This is a genomic window from Heyndrickxia sp. FW510-T9 (genome assembly GCF_058781025.1).
In genome coordinates this window covers 42,848-61,225 of sequence record NZ_JBYSWK010000012.1, presented here as the reverse complement: position 1 = coordinate 61,225, position 18,378 = coordinate 42,848, and the positions used below count along the sequence as shown (strand labels likewise).

Annotated in this window: 14 protein-coding genes; 10 read left to right on the top strand and 4 right to left on the bottom strand. The window is 36.6% G+C overall.

Going from position 1 to position 18,378, the window contains the following annotated elements:
* Positions 1-33: 33 nt before the first annotated feature.
* Positions 34-459, bottom strand: a complete 426-nt coding sequence (locus AC3WJF_RS08595) for a hypothetical protein (RefSeq protein ID WP_492451195.1) — start codon at positions 457-459, stop codon at positions 34-36.
* 436 nt (positions 460-895) lie between these two features.
* Between AC3WJF_RS08595 and pdaA the strand changes: the two genes are divergently transcribed.
* The 4 genes from pdaA to AC3WJF_RS08575 all read left to right on the top strand — a co-directional run bounded on the left by pdaA (position 896) and on the right by AC3WJF_RS08575 (position 5,950).
* Positions 896-1,690 (top strand): delta-lactam-biosynthetic de-N-acetylase, encoded by a 795-nt coding sequence (gene pdaA / locus AC3WJF_RS08590; protein ID WP_492451193.1) that lies wholly within the window; start codon positions 896-898, stop codon positions 1,688-1,690.
* A 202-nt stretch (positions 1,691-1,892) separates the two neighbouring features.
* Entirely contained in the window at positions 1,893-2,255 is a 363-nt protein-coding gene (locus tag AC3WJF_RS08585; RefSeq protein WP_492451191.1) for a hypothetical protein, read from the top strand.
* Between the two features lie 115 nt (positions 2,256-2,370).
* Positions 2,371-4,116 (top strand): ABC transporter ATP-binding protein, encoded by a 1,746-nt coding sequence (locus AC3WJF_RS08580; RefSeq protein WP_492451189.1) that lies wholly within the window; start codon positions 2,371-2,373, stop codon positions 4,114-4,116.
* Positions 4,103-5,950: an ABC transporter ATP-binding protein gene (locus AC3WJF_RS08575; RefSeq protein WP_492451187.1), complete on the top strand. Its 1,848-nt coding sequence runs from the start codon at positions 4,103-4,105 to the stop codon at positions 5,948-5,950. Before AC3WJF_RS08580 ends, AC3WJF_RS08575 begins: the two co-directional genes overlap by 14 nt.
* 308 nt (positions 5,951-6,258) lie before the next feature.
* Here the strand turns inward: AC3WJF_RS08575 and AC3WJF_RS08570 are convergent, their stop codons facing one another.
* The gene (locus AC3WJF_RS08570; RefSeq protein ID WP_492451185.1) at positions 6,259-6,831 is read right to left on the bottom strand and encodes a DUF421 domain-containing protein; all 573 of its coding nucleotides are present in this window, start codon (positions 6,829-6,831) and stop codon (positions 6,259-6,261) included.
* A 176-nt stretch (positions 6,832-7,007) separates the two neighbouring features.
* On the opposite strand from AC3WJF_RS08570, the gene rlmD reads away from it, so the two are divergent.
* Positions 7,008-8,390: a 23S rRNA (uracil(1939)-C(5))-methyltransferase RlmD gene (gene rlmD / locus AC3WJF_RS08565; RefSeq protein ID WP_492451183.1), complete on the top strand. Its 1,383-nt coding sequence runs from the start codon at positions 7,008-7,010 to the stop codon at positions 8,388-8,390.
* A 659-nt stretch (positions 8,391-9,049) separates the two neighbouring features.
* On the opposite strand, the gene AC3WJF_RS08560 is transcribed toward rlmD, so the two are convergent.
* Together AC3WJF_RS08560 and AC3WJF_RS08555 are read right to left on the bottom strand one after the other, a co-directional pair.
* The gene (locus AC3WJF_RS08560) at positions 9,050-10,744 is read right to left on the bottom strand and encodes a M3 family oligoendopeptidase (RefSeq protein WP_492451182.1); all 1,695 of its coding nucleotides are present in this window, start codon (positions 10,742-10,744) and stop codon (positions 9,050-9,052) included.
* 330 nt (positions 10,745-11,074) lie between these two features.
* Entirely contained in the window at positions 11,075-12,517 is a 1,443-nt protein-coding gene (locus AC3WJF_RS08555; protein ID WP_492451180.1) for a L,D-transpeptidase family protein, read from the bottom strand.
* A 634-nt stretch (positions 12,518-13,151) separates the two neighbouring features.
* Between AC3WJF_RS08555 and AC3WJF_RS08550 the strand changes: the two genes are divergently transcribed.
* The 5 genes from AC3WJF_RS08550 (at position 13,152) to AC3WJF_RS08530 (ending at position 18,269) form a co-directional block, all read left to right on the top strand.
* On the top strand, positions 13,152-14,120 hold the full coding sequence (locus AC3WJF_RS08550; protein WP_492451178.1) for a tRNA dihydrouridine synthase: 969 nt from the start codon (positions 13,152-13,154) through the stop codon (positions 14,118-14,120).
* Positions 14,121-14,477: 357 nt separating this feature from the next.
* A complete protein-coding gene (locus tag AC3WJF_RS08545) occupies positions 14,478-15,512 on the top strand; it encodes an ABC transporter permease (RefSeq protein ID WP_492451176.1) in 1,035 nt (344 codons plus the stop codon).
* A 1-nt stretch (position 15,513) separates the two neighbouring features.
* Complete coding sequence (locus AC3WJF_RS08540; RefSeq protein WP_492451174.1) at positions 15,514-16,197, top strand: ABC transporter ATP-binding protein; 684 nt, start codon at positions 15,514-15,516, stop codon at positions 16,195-16,197.
* Positions 16,198-16,212: 15 nt separating this feature from the next.
* Positions 16,213-16,893 (top strand): response regulator transcription factor, encoded by a 681-nt coding sequence (locus tag AC3WJF_RS08535; RefSeq protein ID WP_492451173.1) that lies wholly within the window; start codon positions 16,213-16,215, stop codon positions 16,891-16,893.
* A complete protein-coding gene (locus AC3WJF_RS08530; RefSeq protein ID WP_492451171.1) occupies positions 16,890-18,269 on the top strand; it encodes a sensor histidine kinase in 1,380 nt (459 codons plus the stop codon). Before AC3WJF_RS08535 ends, AC3WJF_RS08530 begins: the two co-directional genes overlap by 4 nt.
* Positions 18,270-18,378: the final 109 nt, after the last annotated feature.

Here is an 18,378-nt window from a genome sequence, read left to right as displayed (position 1 = left end):
ACGCTTGGGGGAAATATACCTCCAAGCGTTTTATTAATATCCACTAGGCTTATAATTCAGCTTTCTTAAAAGGGTTTCCGTTTCTCCTTCGAACAGAAATAAATGGGTTCTATTGTTTTCATCCATCACTAAATAAAATGGACGTTCTTTTGGAGGAAAAACAAGAATGACTTGATTTACTTTCCCTTGCAGCCATTGATTACGAAGCTCAATAGCCGGTTCAAGCGGAATTTTCACCATAAAACCTTTGCTTGGAATTGGGCTTACCTTCGGATAAACACCTGTTGTTCTCTCTATTAATCGTTTCACATCATCTTGAATATCAACAGACACAGGGACTTCTTTTACCACCCTTTCCTTGCTAATATCAAAAATTTCTATTTGGTTGTTCGTTTGAGCTGAGGTATTTGTTGTTAATAAAAAAAGTAACATAAAACTAAAAAGCAGTTTTTTTATCATAGAAATCACCTCATTTTTAATGATTCCCAATACAATAGAATGTATTTTGCAACAAATCCCCCAATAACGGTAGATTATATAACTTTATCCACAATTTTTCTTCTATCCACAATGAATTTTTTTGAATAATAGAAAGTTTTCCACTTTTTATTCGAAATCATCCACAAATTCTGAATAACTTTATTTTCTATCCACAGTTTTGGCAAAAGCTCTTTTCTTAAACTTTGTAGTATTACCATACGAAATTCTAAGTTACAACGTTAAATGTGTTAAAAATGAATAAGCTTGGTAAGAAAAGATGCCCTGAAACCAAAACCGCTTAGGATTTATAACAAATGACGAAAAGCTACAATTATTGCGAAAACTGTGTTGGCAATTATTAACCGGAATATTCTTTTTCAAAAGTAAAAAAATATAGGAAAAGAGAGGTGCAAACATGAAAAAGTGGTTTATGTTTCCCATAGCAATTTCATTATTATTAGTGATCACCTATCCTACATATGCCATTTCAAACCGAGCGGTCCATTGGGGCTTTACAAAAGGGAAAAACGAACAGCAAGCCGATGCAGGAAAAGAATACGACGAACTATTAAAGAAACATCATGCATTATATAAAGGAAATCCACACGACAAAATTTTGTATTTAACCTTCGACAATGGCTATGAAAACGGGTATACCGAGGATATTTTAGATGTCTTAAAAAAGGAAAAGGTACCTGCCACTTTCTTTGTAACTGGCCATTATTTAAAGTCACAACCTAAACTAGTGAAAAGAATGGTTAAAGAGGGACATATTATTGGCAACCATTCCTGGAGTCACCCTGATATGACGCAAATATCGGATGAAAAAATAAGAGAAGAATTACGAAAGGTCCAGGAAGAAACGGCGCTCATTACGAAGCAAAAGGAAATGCATTATTTACGCCCACCAAGAGGAATATTAAGTGAACGCACAATGGAAATTGCTAATCAAGAAGGTTATACACATGTGTTATGGTCGCTAGCTTTTTTAGATTGGAGAATAAATCAACAAAAAGGCTGGCAGTATTCTTATGATAATATCTTGGCGCAGGTTCATCCTGGTGCAATTATGCTTTTACATACCGTTTCTAGGGATAATGCAGAAGCATTAGAAAAGGTCATTAAGGATTTAAAGGATCGTGGCTATCGTTTTGAAAGCTTGGACTATTATATGATGAAGGAAAAAGTGAAGAGTCCATTAATCGATTAAACAAAATATGGTTGATAGCAACAAATGCGTTTCTACTTTTTTAGTGGGAACGTATTTTTTTACTAGTGAACAGTTTTGGAATAAAAGTGCCAGTGATAATTTTAATATTCATTTTCCACATACATATTTTATGTATACAAATGTATACATAATATATTATAATTTTTTGTATACAAATGTATACGGAAGGTTGTGAATATTTATGAAAAAGGAAAAGTTTAAGGATCATAGAGATAGTCATCATTGTGGTGATGGCCAGAAACGGAAAGAACATCATCATGGTGCGAAGACGTTTCGGAGAGGAAGAGCAGTTGCATTTTTAGAGATGATGAATGTAAAGCGTGCTACATTGAAGCAGCAATTACAAACAAAAGAGCTTCAATCCATTAATCCCATTCTTGTCGGTGAGTTAAAAGCATTAGAAATGATCATCAACGAATTTGTTCAATTATTTGAGCTTTATGAAATGGAAGGAACGGAAACCGATAGTGAAAAAACGGATGGAGAAGAAAATGTTTCGACTGCAAAAGAGGATCTAGAGAACAAACAGAATAAAGTCGACTAATTAACTTTTGGTAGAAGTCATTTTTTTATGAATAATCTAATGAAAAACTTGCCGGAATTGGTGAGTTTTTTACTTGAACGGTTAGGAGAATTTTCTAACCAAAGGAGAAAAAATTATGTGGCAATTGAAAAAATATATAAAACCTTATTGGAAGTCCTTTATGCTTGCACCTTTGTTTATGATGTTTGAAGTCTTTTTTGATTTGCTCCAACCGAAATTTGCTGCTCATCTTGTCAATTTCGGAGTAGTAAAACGGGATTTCCATGTCATTCAGCATACAGGGACAATAATGGTGTTAACAACTTTCCTTGGATTGTTGGCAGGAGTCGGATGTAATATTTTTGCAAGCAGAGTCTCTCAGAATTTTGGTGCAGATATAAGAGAGGCTTTATTCACAAAAGTACAAACCTTCTCTTTTGAGAATCTTGATACATTTAAGACAGGATCCTTAATTACGCGAATGACCAATGATGTTGTTCAAGTTCAGAGTCTAGTTAGAATGGCTATGCAAACATTTTTTCGTACACCGGGTTTACTGATTGGAAGCATTGTAATGGCATTATTGATGAATCTGAGGTTGGGACTTATTTTGTTATTTACAACAGTTGTTTTACTCTTGGTTCTAGTTTTCCTTATAAAATATTCTTTTCCTTTGTTTTCCAAAGTTCAAACAAAACTTGATGTAGTAAACAATAGGTTGCAAGAAAATTTGGCGGGAATTCGAGTAGTAAAGGCTTTTGTAAGATCCGATTTTGAAACAAAGCGATTTCAATTGGATAATCGTGATTACTCACAAACATCTATAAAGGCAGCCCGAGTGATTGCGTTGAATTATCCAATCCTAACATTATTAATGAATACTTGCCTTGTCATCATTCTGTTGTATGGAGGAAATTTAGTATGGAAAACGTCCATTCAAGTAGGGGATTTAGTCGCGTTTATAAACTATGTGGCACAAGCGCTGTCTTCCTTACTGATGGTGAGCACAATGCTTGTAAATATCTCGCAAGCTAGCGTATCCGCAAAACGCATTCAAGAGGTTTTAACAACAAAACCTGATATTGAAGACAGTGTGGGAGTGAAAGAATCTTCTATTCTAGCTAAGCATATCAAGTTTCATAATGTCGGATTTTCCTATAAAGATTTATCAACTGATGATTTAGTGCTGCGAGATGTGAACTTTGAAGCTTATCATGGAGAAACTGTCGCCATAATTGGATCTACAGGATCCGGAAAATCAACACTTGTCCAGTTGATACCAAGACTATATGATGTTACGTCTGGATCCATTGAGGTTGATGGAATAGACATTAGAGATCTTTCACTATTAGAGCTTAGGCGCAAAATAGGAATGGTTCTGCAGGAAACCTTTTTATATACTGGTTCGATCCGAGATAACATTGCATTTGGTAAATCAAATGCTTCCCAGGAAGAGATTGAGGCGGTTGCTAAAATTGCTCAAGCACATGACTTTATCGTAAAATTACCGAACGGTTACGAAACAAAAGTTGGGCAAAAGGGTGTTAATTTGTCTGGTGGACAAAAGCAAAGGATCGCAATTGCCCGTGCTTTATTAATTAAGCCGCCTATTTTAATTTTGGATGATAGTACAAGTGCATTAGATCTTGGTACAGAAAAGCGAATCCGAGATTCCTTAAAAGAAATAATGAAAGAGAGCATTACCTTCTTAATTGCACAGAGAATTTCGTCCGTTGTAACCGCAGAAAAGATTCTTGTAATAGATGATGGTGTGATTATCGGAAGTGGAACCCATCATGAATTAATGAAAACGTGTAGCGTTTATCAAGATATTTACCAGTCCCAGTTTGGTGAGAAGGAGGAATATTATGTCGGGCAATAATAATCATCCCAATGATAAGGTTTCTGCTAATCTCCTTCAATCAGGCTTTCGTCAAGCTCCTCGTCACGGGAGTATTCCTAAAATAAGGTCGAAGAATGCAAAAGCGACCTTGCTAACAATCTGGAGTTACATAAAGCGTCAACGACTTGGCCTAATATTGGTTATCATTAGTACTGCTTTAACGTCCTGTTTATTGCTATTAGGACCTTATATAATTGGAAAATCGATTGATAACTATGTAATTCCACATAAATTTCATGGTTTACTACTAATGTGTACTGTTTTATTAGTTATTTATCTTTTAGGATCTGTCTTCACTTGGTTACAGCAATATGTCGCTTCCAGTTTATCACAAAATACAGTTAGAGAAATGCGCCAAGATTTGTTTGAAAAATATCAAAGTTTGCCGATTCCATTTTTTGATCAAAGGACAACCGGTGATTTGATGAGTCGGACCACAAATGATTTGGAAAATGTATCTAATACCCTAAATCAAACGGTAGTTCAGCTAATTTCAAGTGTTTTTATGTTAGTTGGTAGCGTGATTATGATGCTGAGTCTAAGTCTATGGATGACATTGATTACATTATTAACCGTTCCACTAGTTACTTTTATCACGAAAAAAATTACAAAATACACACGCAAGTATTTTTCAGAACAGCAAAAGTACTTAGGAGAAGTGAACGGATTCGTACAAGAAAGTATTTCGGGATTAAAAGTTACGAAAGTGTTTGGTCGTGAATCAAAGTCTATCGAAGAATTTCGAGAGATTAATGAGAAATTGCGTATCGTTGGTGCGAAAGCCCAAAGCATCTCTGGATCTATGGGACCGATGATGAATGCAATGCGCAATTTAAGTTTTGTTATTATTGCGGTAATTGGCAGTATATTTGCTTACGATCACATGATTACGATTGGAGTCATTGTTAGTTTTCTTACCTATTCTAACCAATTTAGCCAACCTATCAATCAGCTGGCCAACCAATATAATATGCTGCAATCAGCGATTGCGGGAGCGGAACGTGTATTTGAAGTGTTAGATATGGACTCGGAGACATTAGAAAAAATCGATGGAATGCCTTCTAAAAAAATAAACGGTGAAGTCATTTTTGATCATGTTCATTTTAGTTATACACCGGATGTCGCAGTACTGAAAAATCTGTCTCTCCATGCGAAACCAGGTCAAATGATTGCTTTAGTTGGTCCAACTGGTGCTGGAAAAACGACTATTATTAATTTATTGACGAGATTCTATGACATTCAATCTGGAAGAATTTTAATCGACGGGAAAGATATTCGCGATCTTAACAAACATATGTTAAGATCGCAAATCGGATTGGTATTACAGGATGCATATGTTTTTTCTGGAACAATACGTGAAAACATTCGTTATGGACGGCTGAATGCAACAGATGCAGAAGTGGAAAATGCGGCTCGCCATGCCAATGCCGATTCCTTTATTAGAAAATTACCGAATGGATACGATACAGCAATAAATGCAGAAGGAAGTAATTTAAGCCAGGGCCAAAAGCAGTTATTGACCATCGCTAGAGCAGTTCTTGCCAATCCTTCGATACTTATTTTGGATGAAGCAACAAGCAGTGTGGATACACGAACAGAGTTTCATATTCAAGAGGCCATGAAAACCTTAATGAAGGGGAGAACAAGCTTCGTTATTGCACATAGATTAAACACGATTCGGGAAGCGGACACCATTCTTGTTATTAATGATGGAGAAATTATGGAGAGCGGATCACATGAAAAATTAGTAAAAGAGGATGGCTTTTATGCTAATCTATATAAAAATCAATTGGTGCAAGGGATTGTAAGCTAATGATAAAAATTATATGGCATAAAGATGAATATGGATTAATAGGGAAATTTGTTTCGGACATTGAATGAAGTAATATTGAAAAATACAAGGGGTATCTAATATCTTGTCCGAACCTAGGTATAATGGAGATAGCAGGAATATGTTCTGCTATCTCTTTTTAGTAAATAGTTATATAGAAATGAGAGAGTGAATGGAGTTATCCCCCATTTCGTCAGGAATATTTTTTGAAAGGGATTTTATATCGATGCAAAGATTGGATGTTCAATCAACATGCCTTTCTACAATTTTCATCTTTACTCTTATTTAATTTATTCGTATTGTGGACGAAGTTGATCCTGAACGATTTCCTCAGGAGTTTTTGGTTGCATAGTGACAAGTTGTTGGAGAATTTCTGATTGTAGCTGCTCTAACCTTTTTTCTAAATCCCCTACGGTTACGGTCTTTGCATGATCCATTAGCTCATATCCAAACTGCCCGGTAATTTCAATATTTGCCATTTTAACATCGGAGATATTGGATATTCCGTTTTCGTGTAACCTTGCTTCCAACTGATCGATAGAAATGCGAAGCTTTTTTAGATTCTTATAAATAATTTTGCCATCTTGGATAATAGGCGTGGCTTTCCCAATAAATAATTTTTTTGCAAAATTAAATTTAATAGATAAAAACTGAATGAGGATAAGAATTGCTACAAGCGAACACAAAGCAATGATGGTTTTCATTAAGCCTTGCTCGGAAATAGCATGACCAGTTGTGGATGCAATCGCTAAAATAGTGATGATTTCCAATCCTGACATTTGAGCAACTGTTTTTTTACCTGCGATCCGTATTAAGAAAAAACCAGTTAATAAAATTATTACCGATTCCCATATGTAATTCATAGCTACCCTCAATTTAGATGTAATAATAAACGACTTTTTTACTTTCCCCTTTATTCTATTAAATATACAGCTAAACCATTTAGCATAATGTTGGTGGTGCCGCATGCAAAATACTTGTGTGATATAATACGAAGCATCTACTTAAATATGTAAACATTAATAGCGGAGTGATATTTTTGAAAAACGAAAAAGCACTTTTAATAAAAGAAAAACAGCAATTTCCCCTAACTATTAAACGCTTAGGAATTAATGGCGAAGGTGTCGGCTATTTTAAAAAGCAAGTAGTTTTTGTCCCAGGTGCCCTTCCAGGAGAGGAAGTAGTAGTGGAGGTGACGAAAGCTCATCCCAAATATGCGGAAGCTATCGTCAAGAAAGTGCGCAAACGCTCCGAACACAGGGTCAAAGCACCTTGTATCGTTTATGAGCAATGTGGAGGGTGTCAGCTCCAGCATTTAGAATACGGTCAACAGCTAAAAGAAAAACGAGACATTCTTATCCAAGCTTTGGAGCGACATACACGTTTTAATATAGAAGAAATGGATATCAGACCCACAATCGGAATGGACAATCCATGGCATTATCGCAACAAAAGCCAATTTCAGCTAGGCGAGGATCATGGAAAAGTAATCGCTGGAATGTATAGTATGGATTCGCATCGGTTAATTAACATTCCGGAATGTATTGTGCAACAGCCAGTAACAAATAAAGTAACCAATGTCGTGAAACAAATCCTAGCAGATTTCAAAATACCGATTTACAATGAAAAAACAAGAAAAGGAATTGTACGGACAATTGTTACACGCGTTGGCATCGAAACTGGACAAGTTCAAGTCATGCTAGTTACAGCAAAAAAAGATCTTCCACGAAAAGAAGCGATTATCTCAGAAATAAAAAAACGACTACCAGAAGTTGTTTCGATCATGCAAAATATAAACCCTAAAAGGACATCTATTGTTTTAGGGGATGAAACGATTCATTTATCTGGCGAAAAAATTGTAGAGGAACGCTTAGAAGAATTCACTTATGAGCTTTCTGCACGAGCATTCTTTCAACTTAATCCGGTTCAAACAGTTAAGCTTTATAATGAAGTAAAGAAAGCAGCTGAATTAACCGGCAAAGAAAAAATTGTAGATGCTTATTGCGGAGTTGGAACTATTGGCCTTTGGTTAGCAGACGGAGCGGCAGAAATCCGTGGGATGGATGTGATTCCTGAGGGAATTGAAGACGCTAAGAAAAATGCAATGAAACACGGGCTAGAAAATGCGAGCTATTTTACAGGTAAAGCAGAAGAACTCATGCCAAAATGGGTGAAAGAAGGCTGGCGACCAGATGTAGTTGTAGTAGATCCGCCACGGACAGGATGCGATGAGAAGTTTTTAAAAACGATCCTGAATGTAAAGCCGGAGAAGTTTGTATATGCATCTTGTAATCCATCTACTTTGGCGAAGGACTTGCAAGTGTTGAGTTCGAAATATAAGGTGGAGTATTTGCAGCCGGTGGATATGTTTCCTCAGACTGCGCATGTGGAGTGTGTTGCGCAAATAGTATTAAAAGTGTAAAACCAAAATAGAAACTTCTCAGTAAAAATAAACTTTTCTGATTCAGACCCCGATTTCGTGAAAATAAACATTTCCGATTTCCGGGTCTTTTTCGGTACAAGCCCTTGTCCTGTCTCAGTTTTTGGTTTCCTACGGTTCTTTTTCGATCGGAAAACTTCATTTTAACTAGAACGGTGGAATGCGGGTTGGAGGGGGGGATTTTGATAAGAGTTTATTTTTGTTGTACAGAAAAAATATTAGTAAAATTCACAAAAAGAGTTCATTGGTGAACTCTTTTTGTGTTTGGAAATAGAATTAAATGAATACTCTCCTGAATTCATGTTTAACAATCGGACCAGATTGTGAGTACCTTACTATGATATTAAGTTGTAGACTCAAACTGTTCAACAAATAATTACCTGAGAGAGAAAGCCAGAAAGCCATTGAACTTCATCAAAAACATTTGGGGGAAAATAGAATTGATAAGCTGCCAAAAGGACCTGTTACTGAAGGAAGTCTCTTGACTATATCAACATTATAACTAAAAAAGCCTATTCACTGGGGAGGGACAGATCTAAAGCAAGAGGTAAAACTGGAAAATTCAACAAGTTGTACCTTTTTGCGTGGAAAACTTCCGATTATCCTCTACTAAGAACAGTCCCCGTGCTCCCACTTCGTTACTAAATGTCTTGAATGACTTTTTCTAGGAATTCACCCATTCGCTTAACGGCCGGCTCTGAGAAATCAAAGCTGACCCCAGTTTCTTTGTAAATAGCTGCGATGGATTGATTGTAGTCCGTACTTGCACCTTTTTTAAAGGATTCGACAGCTTGCTCTGGGTTGTTCCGATAATTCTCAAGTAATTGTAGAGCACCAAGCATCGAGATGGAGTATTCAATAATATAGAAAGGAACTTGGAAATAATGGAGGGTGCCTGCCCAACTCATCCCAATTGCATCCTCAAGACCGGAAGTATCGACAGGGTTTAAGCCATAACGTTTTGAGATTTCAAAGAATTTTTCATCACGCTCTTTGGCAGTGTGTTTAGGATTCGTATACATCCAATGCTGGAATAGGTCCCCTGCCAATGGGCCGAATAACATTGTAAATGCCCGTCTCAGCTCTTCCCGCTGTGCGCTTTTAAATTCTTCTTCTTCTGGATAAAATTGATCCAGCTTATCCAATAAGAGCAATTCCATCCCATGAGAGTACAGTTCAGCAACTTCACTTCGGTGTTGGTATTCTTCCAAAGGACCGTGCTCCGAAAACTCGAGGTATCCATTTACCGCATGTCCCATTTCATGAATTAATGCGATAAGAGAGAAAAAGGATGGACTAAAGTTCGCAAAAACAAAGGTATCCCCTGAAGCAGGTAAGGGGGTACAGAAACCACCTGGGCTTTTTCCTTTCCGATCTCCAAGATCTAGTAACCCATGCTCTCTCATGTAATCGAAACGGTCTGCAAAATATGGATCGGTCTTTCCTAACATCTCAGAAACGCCATCCATAAGAGTAGAAACCTCAGAGTATGGTGGGTTTTTCATGAATTTAGCGGTGTTATCCCAAGGGCGATAGCTATCGACACCAAGCTTGGACTTAAAAACATCTGCGAGTCGATTCCAAGCTGGGATAATATGTTTCTCTACATTTTCATGAAAGTCATAACAATCTTGGATGCTATACTCACGATTTTTGGCCACAAACATATAGTCACGATAATTTTCAAAGCCTGCATTTAAAGCAATTTGATGGCGTAGTTGAACGAGTTCGTCCATGATGGCATTCATATCGGGCTTAATTTGACGATGGGCTGACATCATTGCATGATAAGCTTTTTCTCGCACGGATCTGTCTAGATGATCGAGTTGGGATTCTATAAACGGAAAAGGTTTTTCCTCCCCCTCCCATTCAACAGTTAGTCCCCCCATAATTTCACTATACTTAGTACAGAGCTCTTGTTCTTTTACAATTAAGGGAATGTTTTCTTCTCTGAACAGTTTAACTTTGGACTCGCGAACGCGTCGCATTAAGCCGAAACGGTTTTCATCTAATTGATTTAAATAAGGGGAATCACAGCATTTCTCATTAAGTTTTGCTTCATATTTCATTAAAAGTGGCTGGATGACTTGCTGATCGTGAAGATAAGTTGACTTGATGTCCGTATCCTCTGTGTTTCGGTAGAAGTCGACTTGGTGACCTGTCATCGCCTCCGTGATTTTAATCATTAAATCCTTTTCATCTTTTAACCACCTTTCTAGGTCAGAAATGGATTCAATCGGAACCTCAAGTAAATTTCGAATTTGAGCTTCGACCCCTTCTACATCTTGTAAATCAATTAATTCTTTATAATAATTATGACCTATATCTTGTGCCATGGATAATTCTCCTTCCTCTTTAAATTATTTTAATTATCCCAATATTTATAATATAATTTTCCGGTTATTAAATCTAGCTTTTTCAAAAGAATCAACAACGGATGCTTTAAAGGAAGATGATAAATCTGCTGTTTTAACGGAATAATGCTTTATAAAACGAGTGTAGACTCACTCTCAACTTATCTTAAAAAAGGCAACTAACCCTTTCTGGACGTTGCCTTCTAACATCTCTTATTTTCTTATATATTAATTTTCATAACCATTCATTCTTTGAAAAGAAAGTGCCAGCTGTTCTTAATAAGTCATACTTTTAGGACAGCATTCCAGTCATCAATAAACAACAACCGGTTCATAAGTGCTGAGATTGTCATACACAATTTTCATAACACTTGGCGGTGTGTTGACACAGCCATGCGATCCAGCTGTCACATAGGTATTACTTCCCCAATTGCCTCGCCAACTGGCATCGTGGAACCCCTGTCCGTCATTTGTAAAAGGAGCCCAATATTTAACGTCTACTTGATAAGTGATTTTTCCGTTTTCTCTGCCCGTTAGCACGGAAGGAGATTGTTTATAGAGGATATACCACACTCCTGGTGATGTATCATGATTGGTACTATGTGTGCCAGTAACAACATTCGTTGAGACGACTAATTTTCCATTTTTGTATATCCAAATTCGTTGCTCGGCAATGGAGACTTCAGCATACGTATTACCTATACCATTATTGGTGATTGTGTCATATCCGTAGCCTTCACCATTCCAGCCGTTTCCGTAAATATTAGAGGCGGAAACCGATTTCTTCCCACTTTCAAAAGCTTTCATAATACGTGGTATTTCTTTTTCAACATCTATGGACCAGCCATAGCCTTTACCTTTAACGGAAATCACCGAACCTGAATGAGTCTTGAATGGGAAATCTTTATTTAATGTGGATTGGGCATTGTTAATGTTGGCTATTCTTTTCTTAAGATCAGCCATATCATCAATCTTAATCTGTAAATCTTTTGAAATAGATGCATTTTTAATTAATTCGCTTGCCTTTAACGTGAAAATTTTACCCTGCACCTTGTAATCAACGGTTTGACCAAGGAATTCTTCAAACATTTTCTGTTCGTTTTTTACAAACTCACTGTCTTCTGTAATTGGCTGTATATAAACTGGATTGAGCCGGATTTCACTATTATATTTGTGCTTTTCGAAGTCCTTCAAAAGACTGGCGACATCATACTGCTCTCCGCTAATACTTTTTGTGACATTAATTTTGCCTTTTTCCAAACGAACCACAGCATCTTTTGGCGCTTTTAAACCTTTATTCATGGCTAGCAGCTTTTCTTCCAACTGTTTTTTCATCGTCTGGTCTCGATATTGATCCTTATCGAGAGGCATTAATGAATAATCTTTTGCTTTTGAAGAAGGAAAAAAAGTCCACTGTTTCTTTAGTAATTTTTTGACATTGGGAAGATCCTTATCCGAAAATACCATCTTTGTTTCTTTTCCTTCTAAAATTTGCTGATTTCCAACATAGATTATATTTTTTAATACACTTGTTTTTATTTTAGTTAGTGCCTGATCAGCGGTTATTCCACCGACTTTGATGCCATTAATCTTAATTTGTGAATTAAAATGGTTTGCCTGATAGTAGCTGCCTGCTGCAATGAAGAGTGCAAAAATAAAGATGATGCTTGCTGTGATAAACTTCCAGTTTGCATACCACTTAGCTTGTTTTTTTCGTTGCATCTCTATTTTTTGTTTATTTACCCTGCTTTCCATAAAGTATCCCCCCATACCCCTAATCTTTAGCTGTTAACATCTTATGGCAATAATTTAATTGATAGTATGTTATTTGTTACATTTTTATAAAAAATAATTCATTTACATTACTATTCTATAAAATATCATATTCGAACATTGTCGGTTTCTGCGTAAGTTTAAAGTTTTATTTAGATCTTCTGCTGAATTCTTCAATTATCCGATTCCAGCCGTTGAAATGTACCATGCTTGACATTCTTTTGTGATATCCATTGAAAACAATATGAAAATTATCCAAATTAGAAAATTAGTTTCTCAGTCTTATAGATAAGAACCCTGGATTTTTCCTGGCAAAAGTATTTTCATAAATTTAGGTAGGGACGTAGGGGCAGGTAAGTGATGAGTTCCCATCTATTGAGAAGAGAGTTTAAACTTAGACAATGTACCTGTACCTCAGTCCCAAATAACCTCATCCTACTCGATTTTCTTTGTACTTTTTATTTGGTAATATTAAAGTGTATAATGATCAAAGTTCACTATAGATTGATAAAAAGTGCTTGAGCATGGTATAAGTGTTAAAGAAGCAAGGACATCTTTGCTTTTTATTTTGGGGACAAGGGTTTGACCAGGTGTCCCGTAGTGAGAGGGATTGAATATGATAGATAATTTTTGGCGTGATTTACCACGACCATTTTTTATACTGGCACCAATGGAAGATGTAACAGATGTTGTTTTTCGTCATGTAGTGAGTAAAGCAGCTAGACCTGATGTGTTTTTCACGGAGTTTACAAACACGGTAAGTTATTGTCATCCAGAAGGGATCCAGAGTGTTCGTGGGCGTTTGACTTTTACAGAAGATGAACAACCAATGGTGGCACATATATGGGGAGATCAGCCCGAATATTTTCGGCAAACGAGTATTGGTGTGGCGGAAATGGGGTTTCGGGGTGTGGATATCAATATGGGCTGTCCAGTGCATAATGTGGCAGCGAAGGGTAAGGGAAGCGGCCTTATCCTCCGTCCAGAAGTCGCTGCGGATATAATACAAGCAGCAAAAGCAGGGGGATTGCCTGTAAGTGTGAAGACAAGGCTTGGTTATACGAATGTAGATGAATGGCGGGACTGGCTAACACATATATTGAAACAAGACATCGCTAATCTTTCTATACATCTGCGTACAAGAAAGGAAATGAGCAAAGTCGATGCTCATTGGGAGCTGATTCCGGAGATTAAAAAACTTCGTGATCAGGTAGCACCAGATACCCTTTTGACGATCAATGGGGATATTCCTGACCGTCAAACTGGCCTGAAGCTCGTTCATGAATATGGTGTTGATGGGGTTATGATTGGGCGTGGTATTTTTACAAATCCATTTGCCTTTGAAAAAGAGCCGAAAGAACATAGTAGTGAGGAATTGCTGGATCTCTTAAGATTGCAGCTTGATCTTCATGATAAATATTCAACAGAATTTGAGCCGCGTCCATTCAAACACCTTCTTCGCTTTTTTAAGATATATGTCAAAGGGTTTCGAGGGGCGAGTGAATTAAGAAATCAATTGATGAGCACAAAGTCAACAGATGAAGTGCGTGCAATGCTTGATAATATTGCTATAGAAGAATATTGATGGGTCATTGTTGGCTCTATTTTTTCATGTTTCTTATAACGAAATAAACAAACGGTAAATATTCCAACTATACTAACCCATCAACCTTTTCTTTGAATTAAGTATTATATGAAAGAGGATGTTCCAAAAAATCGTTAAATTAAGATTTTTTGGAACATCCTCTTTTTGTGTATATTTTACCACTTAAAATTGGGATAATTCCTATTCCTCCTTCGGATTTTGTCGTAAAAAGCGGTTTAGATATATTTCGGGAGGTGGTAGTGTTCTCCTTTATCTATAAATGTAATTTTCTGTTCACGTTCCATTCACATAGCTAATTTAAACTAAGGGTATTGAAACGAGAGTGGAGGAATGAAGATGAAAATTGCATGGAAGGAAATGAAGAAAAATAAATCCAGGTTTTTAATTTTAGGAGCAATTGTTTTTCTCATTAGTTTATTAACGTTTATTATATCCGGCTTGGCAAATGGTTTATCACATGATAATGCAGGATTGATAAAAGATTTGCCGGACGGGCAATTTTATATGACGAAAGAAGCAACAAAAACCTACAACCTTTCGAGAATAGATAACAGTCTCCAGGACAAAATTTTAAACAAACAAAAAAACGCCACCGCATTTTCAATTCAAATGGGATTTTTGAATAATTATGATGGTAAGCAGCAAAGCGTTGCTTTTGTAACATCGACCGATTCAAAGTTGTTTATAAATGTTAAAAAAGGGGAAATCGTACTGGATCGTTCGATGAAAGATGATGGTATAAAAGTCGGAGATTCTTTAACCAACAATCAATACAATGGCAAGTTTATTGTTAAAGGGTTTGTAGATCATAGCAAATTCAGCCATGCACCAGTCGCATATATCAGTATGGAAGACTACAAAGAAATTTACCGGGTCAACAATATGCAATTGGTTTTCATCCCAGGAGGGAATTCAGCGCAAACATTCACGGGTCTGCAATCGTTTTCGAAAAATCAGTTTCTTAATACGATTTCGAGTTATAAAGCGGAGCAAATGTCTCTAAATATGATTATTTGGTTTTTAGTTGTCATCAGCGGAATGTTGTTTGCGATCTTTTTCTACATGATGAACGTTCAAAAAATGGGCTTATATGGAATTCTTAAAGCGATTGGGGTAAAATCCAGTACTTTGTTTAAAATGATGTGGACGCAAATGGTTTCGATTACGGTCGTTGCACTTAGCATTTCAATTGTAATTAGTCAGGTTTTTAATAGGATAGCACCTAAAGGAATGCCTTTTAGTTTGACCCCTGAAACAACCGTACAATTGTCTATAGTTTTCCTTATGATTGGATTTATTGGAGCTACGCTTTCGGGTATTCAAATTAAAAAAGTCGAACCATTACACGCTATTCAACAAGGAGAGGTTTAATATGACGATATTTACAATAGATGAAGTGAGAAAAACCTTTACAAACGGTGAAGTGAAGGAGGAAATCTTAAAAGGGGTTAATCTTTCGCTTAGAGAAGGCGAAATAACAGCATTAGTAGGTGCGTCAGGCTCTGGTAAAAGTACCCTCCTTACAATAGCTGCAGGACTCCAGCCTACTACAGATGGGCAAGTCCTATTCGAAGGGAAAAATATCACAGCGATGAAACCAGAACAAGTCCGAAAAATACGGGCTACTAAATTCGGCTTTATATTCCAATTTGCTCACCTCGTTCCTTTTCTGACAGTAGAAGAGCAGCTGATGCTGATGTTGGATGTATCTGAAACGAAAATAAAGAAAAATGAACAAAAAAAAGAAATTGCTAAAATCCTGAAATTGGTTGAAATGGTTCATCGAAAAAATGCCTATCCCGCTTCATTATCCGGTGGTGAAAAGCAACGGGTTGCCATCGCTCGTGCCATTATCCATAAACCAAAAGTTCTTTTTGCAGATGAACCAACTGCAAGTTTGGATTCAAGACGGTCGAAAGATGTGATGAAGTTAATCCAAAACTTAACAAAAACATTAAACATTGCTACATTAATGGTGACACATGACGAAGAAATGCTTCCATTTGCTGACCATATTATTAAAATGAGTGATGGGCAGATTTTACAAAAAGTGTAGGTGAAAGAAGAAAATATGACAAATATTTTAATTGTGGATGACGATATCAATATTTTAAAACTTGTAGATATTCACTTATCTGAACAAGGTTTCAATGTATTCCAGGCAAAAGACGGGATGGAAGCATTAGAAATACTCAAGAAGGCGGCCTTCGATTTAGCCATTGTGGATGTGATGATGCCATTTATGGATGGCTACACTTTAACGAAGGAGATTCGAACCCAGTATGATATTCCAGTAATCCTTCTAACAGCAAAAAGCGAAATTGAAGATAAGGAGCAAGGATTTCAAGCCGGAACGGATGATTATTTGGTAAAACCATTTGAACCAAAAGAACTAATCTTTCGGATTAAGGCATTGCTGCGGCGATATGACTACCAGCAGAATGAGTCCATACTACAAATTGGAAGTACCACGATAAACAAAAAAAACTATGAAGTTCAGGTAGGGAAGCATACCTTGCTTTTACCATTAAAAGAATTTGAACTTCTATATTATCTAATTTCTAACCCCAGACAGGTGTTTTCCAGGGAACACTTAATTGAACAAATTTGGGGATTGGATTATGAAGGGGATGCGAGGACAGTAGATGTTCATATTAAAAGATTAAGGGAACGTTTTTCGAAATTAACGGATGATTTTCAAATAAAAACAGTGCGCGGTGTTGGATATCACTTGGAGGTCCAACATAGATGAAAACACTTTATGTGAAATTTATTGTCATAACCATTGGAATGATGTTTATAAGCTTTTTCCTGGCTTTTATCATCTCGAATGCTTATTATCAACAAAAACTAAAACCATATAATGACAATAAAAACACAAAGGTCGCATTAGATATTGCTGCCTTTGTTGATAGTCATCCAAATATAAGCTTGAGAGAGTATTTAGAGAGCATTTCCAAAGTTGGCTATCAAATGTGTCTGGTAGAAACCAACGGGAATAGAACTTATTTTGGCGAACCTTTCCGGGACAAAAGTCTTTCTGTTACAACTCAAAAGGAAGTATTAAATGGACAAATTTTTCACGGTATGCTCCATCTTCAACAAGGAACCTTTGTAACAGGTTTTTTTGCTGATGAACTCAAAAATACGATTGGCGTACCATTGAACTACAACGGAAAAACGTTTGCTCTTTTTATCAGGCCGGACATTAATTTCCTTTTCAACGAGATGCATATATTATTTGCATGGATTCTAGGAATCGCCATTACGTTGACAATTGTTATGGTTGTTATTAATACAAAGTATTTAGTAAAACCGATTTCCAACCTGACAAAAGCGACAAAATCACTAGCAAATGGCGATTTTAATGTCAAACTGAATGTGAGCCGTCATGATGAGGTTGGGGAACTTTCCCGCAGCTTTTTGCTGATGGCGAGAAAATTGGAACAAATGGATGACATGAGAAAGGAATTTATTTCGAATATTTCCCATGATATACAGTCGCCACTTTCCAATATAAAAGGATATACAAACCTGTTAGAAAATCATTCTATAAGCATAGAAGAAAGACGACAATATGTATCGATCATTAACGGTGAAATTAGGAGGCTTTCGACCTTAACAAAACAATTGCTGATTCTTGCCTCATTAGACCGAAATGAGGATATTACGAAGAAAAAAACCTTTTGCCTCGGAAAACAATTGAAAGAATTGGTGCGCAATTATCAATGGGCAATAAGTGAAAAGGAGATTATGCTTAGCTACTCATTGCCGGATATAGAGATTGTCGGTGACCCATCCTTGCTTAATACGGTCTGGGATAACCTTTTATCCAATGCCATTAAATACAACAAACCGAATGGCAGCATCGAGATATCGATTGATGAAAAGGAAGAAACAGTCACAGTAACCTTTGAAGATACAGGAATTGGGATGAATGATACAGAACTAGTTAGGATATATGACCGCTTTTACCGGGCAGATAAAGCACGTACCCGAACAGTTGAGGGCACCGGGCTGGGCTTATCAATCGTCAAGACGATTATCGAATTGCATGGCGGTCGAATCCATGTAAGAAGTAAAGAAAATGAAGGGACCACTTTTATGGTGGAATTGCCGATTTGCTAAATTTTTTTATTGCAATATATTACATTTGGAAGATCCCTATCCGAAAATAACGTCTTTGTATCTTTTCCATCTGAAATTTGTGGATTAGAAGTAAAGGGAGGTTTTAAGA